7 protein-coding genes are annotated in these 5664 nt (G+C 67.5%); 3 read left to right on the top strand and 4 right to left on the bottom strand.

What is annotated here, in order from left to right:
* Window positions 1-261, bottom strand: a 261-nt coding sequence (locus EQG76_RS27265; RefSeq protein ID WP_159718135.1) for an alpha/beta fold hydrolase, incomplete at its 3' end; no start/stop codon positions are given.
* A 269-nt stretch (window positions 262-530) separates the two neighbouring features.
* Between EQG76_RS27265 and EQG76_RS27260 the strand changes: the two genes are divergently transcribed.
* On the top strand, window positions 531-773 hold the full coding sequence (locus tag EQG76_RS27260; protein WP_159718133.1) for a DUF1127 domain-containing protein: 243 nt from the start codon (window positions 531-533) through the stop codon (window positions 771-773).
* 157 nt (window positions 774-930) lie between these two features.
* On the opposite strand, the gene EQG76_RS27255 is transcribed toward EQG76_RS27260, so the two are convergent.
* A complete protein-coding gene (locus tag EQG76_RS27255) occupies window positions 931-1593 on the bottom strand; it encodes a fumarylacetoacetate hydrolase family protein (RefSeq protein ID WP_159718131.1) in 663 nt (220 codons plus the stop codon).
* Window positions 1594-1771: 178 nt separating this feature from the next.
* Here EQG76_RS27255 and EQG76_RS27250 point away from each other — a divergent pair, with 178 nt between their 5' ends.
* Both EQG76_RS27250 and EQG76_RS27245 read left to right on the top strand, forming a co-directional pair.
* Complete coding sequence (locus EQG76_RS27250; protein ID WP_159718129.1) at window positions 1772-2227, top strand: cupin domain-containing protein; 456 nt, start codon at window positions 1772-1774, stop codon at window positions 2225-2227.
* 53 nt (window positions 2228-2280) lie between these two features.
* Window positions 2281-2835: a TetR/AcrR family transcriptional regulator gene (locus tag EQG76_RS27245; protein ID WP_159718127.1), complete on the top strand. Its 555-nt coding sequence runs from the start codon at window positions 2281-2283 to the stop codon at window positions 2833-2835.
* Here the strand turns inward: EQG76_RS27245 and EQG76_RS27240 are convergent, their stop codons facing one another.
* Window positions 2836-4830, bottom strand: coding sequence for an acetyl-CoA carboxylase biotin carboxylase subunit (locus EQG76_RS27240; RefSeq protein ID WP_159718125.1), 1995 nt, complete (start codon window positions 4828-4830; stop codon window positions 2836-2838). It lies immediately after the preceding gene.
* 23 nt (window positions 4831-4853) lie between these two features.
* A partial coding sequence (locus EQG76_RS27235; protein WP_321573518.1) for an acyl-CoA carboxylase subunit beta occupies window positions 4854-5664 on the bottom strand: 811 nt, incomplete at its 5' end.

Genomic DNA, 5664 nt, shown 5'->3' with positions numbered 1-5664 from the left:
CACCATGTCCTTCGCCATGGCGCGCTTGCTGTAGTTCGCATGGTCCGGGGTGCCGCGAGGCGCGCCCGACACGCCGTAGCCACGCAGGTCCGGGCAAACCACCGTGTAGCACTTGGCCAGTTCAGGCGCCACCTGATGCCACATCAGGTGGGTCTGCGGATAGCCATGCAAGAGCAGCAGGGGCGGCCCGGAGCCGCCGACCTGCACGAAGATCTCCGCACCGTCCCCCGCCATCCGCCACTTCTCGAAGCCGTCGAGCATCGCCGCCTCCACCGCCTCCAGAGGTCCGTGCTAGAGCCTGGGCTAAACATGGTGTGCCCGCACGAGCCGCCCAGGCCCCGCCCGCCGCGGTCGCGCTGCCACAGTTACATGACCAAAGCTCCATCTATTATGCAGCAGGGTCGATGCTGCAATGCACAAACGCTGGTTCCGGAATGCCCAAGGCTTGGCCATATAGCGCAGTGTAAAGTGCATGCCGCAGACACCGGAGCGCCGGTGGTCGCCATGCAGTAGTGAAGTAGTAACCAGCCATGTCGATCGAGTTCATCAACCCTTACAGCGTGCTCGCTACCACTGCGGTGGCTTCCTGGCAGCTGCGCAACGCCGGCAAGGCGCCTGCGTCCGAGGGTCTGTTCGGGGGCATCAAGCGCTGGTGGCTGTACCGTCAGACCATGAACGAGCTGTCGCGGCTCTCCGACCGCGAGCTCCATGACATCGGTGTGCTGCGCTCCGAGCTCGAGAGCGTGGCGTCGAAGGCGGCTGCCGCTCGTTGAGGCTCCAGGCGGCGAGCCAGGCCGCTACCACTATCAAGCCTGCCTGAGGCCCGATTCCTTCCGGGGACTGCCGAGGGCGCAGGCGAGACGATCACAGGCCGAAGGTGCGACCGCCCTTCGGCCTTTGTCGTTTCTGGGCGATTCGCGGCGGCCGGACTCAGCCGGCCGGTGCCGTAATGGCGAATCTCGCTTCGCCCACGCCCTGGATCGCCACCTCGACCCGGTCGCCCGCGACCAGCGGGCCCACTCCGGCAGGCGTGCCGGTCATGATCAGGTCGCCGGCCAGCAGCCGGTCATAGCGCGACAGTTCGGCGATGATCTCATCGACGCTCCAGATCATCTCGGCCAGATCTCCGGACTGGCGGACCTGCCCGTTGACCTTGAGCTCGATCCGCCCGGAGCACGGGTGCCCCACTTCCACCGGCGCATGCAGCATGCCGATCGGTGCCGCGCCGATCCAGGACTTGGCGAGCGCCCAGGGCCGCGCCTGCTTCTTAGCGATCGCCTGCAGGTCGCGCCTTGTGAGGTCGATGCCCACCGCATAGCCCGCGATGTGCGAGCGCGCCGCCTCCACTCCGATCCCTGCCCCATCCCGGCCGATCGCCACGACCAGCTCGACCTCGTGGTGCAGGTCCGCGGTCATCGGCGGATAGGGCACCTCCGGCCCGAGCGTGAGCGCCTCCGCGGACTTGGCGAAGAAGAACGGCGGCTCACGGGAATCGTGCCCCATCTCCTTAGCGTGCTCGGCATAGTTGCGGCCGACGCAGAAGACGCGCCGCACCTGCAGCGATCCGCCGGTGGCGAACGGAAGATGGTTCATTGGACGACCTCACGAAACAACCGGCGGCAAAGCAGCGTCATGGCCACCCTGGAGCGGGCGGACGCGCAGGCAGGATTAGCCCCGCCACTCCCCGACACCAAGGCATGATGATTCAAATTGACAGTCCCACTGCCAGTTTGTACAGAACTGGCAGTTGGACTGCCATATCGAGAACCTGATGTTTCCCCAAGAGCTTGCCGCCAGCACGGTCCGTCTGGACGATGTCAGCTGCTGGAACGTACTTGGCGACGAAGTCCGCCATCTTGCCCGCGGGGCTGGGCAGGCATGGAGCCTGTTCGAGATCCGGACCAACGGCCCGATGGGCCCGCCCCCACATCGCCATGCATGGGAAGAACTGTTCATCGTCCTAGAGGGCCGGCTTGAGCTGTTCGATGGTGAACAATGGGTCTCGGCCGGGCCTGGAACCGTGGTCCGCATGCCCGGCAACCTCCTGCACACGTACCGGGCAGGCGCGGCTGGGACCCGCTTTCTCGCCCTGATCACGCCGGGCGGCGCCGAGACATTCTTCCGGGAGCTGGCGGAAGGAGTCGCCACCATGCCACCGGACCCGGAGGTGGTGATGGCGGTCTGCGCTCGCCATGGCGTACAGATCGTCGGCGCAGGCGGGGCATGAACAGCGCGTTGCCCCCTCTACGGAGCGGTCGGCGTGCGGAACGGCAAAGGGCGATGCTGGAACAGATCGGCGATGCCTCCATCGCCGTCATCCAGAGCCATGGGATCGAGGGCCTGACCTTCGCCGCCGTGGCAGCCGAGGCCGGCCTGCCCGAGCGCACGCTCTACCGACATGCTGCCAACCGCGCCCGTCTCCTGGAGATCGTCTGGGACCGGCTCAACGTCCAGCTCGGCATGCCGCAGATCCCGGACAACCCCTCCGGCCTTCGCGACCTGCCGCGGCAGACCTTCCAGGGCTTCGACCGGTTCGAGGCGCTGATCCGCGCCACGCTTCATACCGACGCGGGCCGCGGCTTTCGGCTGCAGACTGCCTCACAGCGTGCGGAAGCCTTCGCCCGAGCCCTCGCCCCAGTGGCGGAGAAGTTGGCGGCTGCCGATGCCGAGACACTGGCTGCCGGAATGCAGCTCCTCAACAGCGCCGCGGCCTGGGAATTCCTGCGCGACTACCGCGGTCTCGACGGACGAGGCGCCGGAGCGGTCGCTTCCCGCCTGATGGAGTGGCTGCTGCGCGGGATCGAGACGGAGCGGAACGACGGTGCGAAGAAGTGATCAGTCGGCACCGCGGAAGGTCATCAGCACCTGATCGGCCGCGACCGCGTCACCCGGCACGACCTTCACGCTCTCGACCACAGCGTCCCGCTCGGCACGCAGGATGTTCTGCATCTTCATCGCCTCCAGCACGCACAGCTCCTGGCCGGCCTTGACCTCCTGGCCCAGCTCGACCGCCACCGCCACGATCAGCCCGGGCATGGGCGACGCCAGGAGCCGCGACAGGTCCGGCGGCTGCTTCTTGGGCATGCGCGCGGCGTATTCGGCGGCCTCGCGGGTCCGCACCAGCACCGTCACCTGCGCGCCGCGATGGGTGAAGAGATAGCCCTCCGGCCGGCGGTCGACCTGCAGGATCAGCCGGCGGCCGTCCACCGTCGCCGTCGCGAGCAGCCGGCCAGGCTGCCAGTCGAGGCGGGGCTGCACCACCCGGTCCTCGATCCGGATCGTCGGCGGGTCCAGGACCGGGTCGTCCAGCCGCACGTCGAACGGCTCGTCATCCAGCGTCACCCGCCAGTCGGCGACATGGGTGGGCCGCCAGCCCGGCAGCTTGCCACTGCCGGCCATGGCGCGCGCGGCCTCGATCACCCGCATGGCGACCGCGATCGCAGCCAGGTCCAGCCTGGCCTCGTGCGGCAGCACGGTGCCCTCGAACCGATCGCCATATTCCTCGGCGATAAAGTTGGTGGTGAGCCGGCCTTCCAAAAAGCGCGGATGGGTGATGAGCGAGGTCAGGAAGGCGATGTTGTGGCTGAGGCCCCGGATCACATAGGCGTCCAGCGCGTCGGCGAGCTTCTCGGCCGCGGTGGCCCGGTCCGCCGCGAAGGCGCACAGCTTCGCGATCATCGGGTCGTAGAACATCGAGACGTCCAGGCCCTCGGCCACGCCGGCATCAACCCGGAGCCCCTCGCCCGCAGGCGGCTGGTAGCGCCGCAGCCGCCCGGTGGAGGGCAGGAAGCCACGGGAGGGGTCCTCGGCATAGACCCGCGCCTCGATCGCCCAGCCGGACAACTTCACCTCGTCCTGCCGGATCGTCAGATGCTCGCCCCAGGCGATCCGGATCATCCACTCAACCAGATCCAACCCGGTCACCAGCTCGGTCACCGGATGCTCGACCTGGAGCCGGGTGTTCATCTCCAGGAAGTAGAAGTTGCGCTTAGCATCGACGATGAACTCGACCGTGCCGGCCGAGTGGTAGCCCACCGCCTCGGCCAGGGCGACGGCCTGGGCACCCATGGCCTGGCGGGTCGCCTCGTCCAGGAACGGCGAGGGCGCCTCCTCGATCACCTTCTGGTGGCGGCGCTGGATCGAGCATTCCCGCTCGCCCAGATGGATGGCGTGGCCGTGCTTGTCGGCCAGCACCTGAATCTCGATGTGCCGGGGCTGCTCGACATATTTTTCGAGGAACACCCGGTCGTCGCCGAACGAGGAGCGCGCTTCCGAGCGCGCCCGCTCCAGCCCCTCGATTAGCGAGGGGTCGTCATGGGCAATCCGCATGCCCTTGCCGCCACCGCCGGCGGCCGCCTTGACCATCACGGGATAGCCGATCCGTCGGGCGATCCGCAGCGCCTCGTCCGGATCGGATACCGGCTCGTTGTGCCCGGGCACCACCGAGACGCCGGCTTGTCGGGCCAGGATCTTGCTCTCGATCTTGTCGCCCATCGCCTGGACGGCACTCATGGGCGGGCCGATGAACACGATGCCGGCCTCGTCCAGCGCTCGTGCGAAGGCCGGGTTCTCCGACAGGAAGCCGTAGCCCGGATGGACCGCCTCCGCCCCGGTCTGCCGGCAGGCCGCCACGATCTTGTCGATGACCAGGTAGCTGTCGCGGGCCGGTGCCGGGCCGATCGCCACCGCCTCGTCGGCCATCCGCACGTGCAGCGCCTGCGCGTCCGCCTCGGAATAGACCGCGACCGTGGCGATCCCCAGCTTCTTGCAGGTGCGGATCACCCGGCAGGCGATCTCGCCGCGGTTAGCGATCAGGATCTTCTTGAACATGGTCTTGGAGCCCGCGGCGAAGGTCAGAGCGGAATGTTGGCGTGCTTCTTCCAGGGATTGGCGAGCTGCTTGTTCGCCAGCCAGCGCAGCGACTTGCCGACCCGCCGCCTGGTCCCGTGCGGCATGATCACGTCGTCGACGAAGCCGCGCTTGGCCGCCACGAACGGGTTGGCGAACCGCTCGCGATATTCCGCGGTCCGGGCCTCGATCGCCTCCGCATCGCCCGCATCCTGGCGGAAGATGATCTCGACCGCCCCTTTCGGCCCCATCACCGCGATCTCCGCGGTGGGCCAGGCGAAGTTGACGTCGCCGCGCAGGTGCTTGGACGCCATCACGTCATAGGCGCCGCCATAGGCCTTGCGGGTGATCACCGTGACCTTGGGCACGGTGGCCTCGGCATAGGCGAACAGGAGCTTCGCGCCATGCTTGATGATTCCGCCATATTCCTGGCCCACGCCCGGCAGGAAGCCCGGCACGTCCACGAGCGTCACGATGGGGATGTTGAAGCAGTCACAGAAGCGCACGAACCGCGCGGCCTTGATCGAGGCAGCGATGTCCAGGCAGCCGGCCAACACCATGGGCTGGTTGGCGACGATGCCGACCGTGCTGCCCTCCATCCGGGCAAAGCCCGTGATGATGTTCTTCGCATAGTCCTTCTGCAGCTCGAAGAAGTCCGCCTCGTCCACGATCTTCTCGATCAGCTCCATCATGTCGTAGGGCTGGTTCGAGTTGGTCGGGATCAGCGTGTCGAGCGAGTGGTCGTCCCGCTCGATCGGATCGACCGCCGGGCGGACCGGCGGCTTCTCCTTGTTGCTGAGCGGCAGGAAGTCGAAG

The organism is Geminicoccus flavidas (genome assembly GCF_009806515.1).
GTDB lineage: Bacteria > Pseudomonadota > Alphaproteobacteria > Geminicoccales > Geminicoccaceae > Geminicoccus > Geminicoccus flavidus.
The sequence above is the reverse complement of the archived record's forward strand: the minus strand, read 5'-3'. Positions and strand labels throughout refer to the sequence as shown.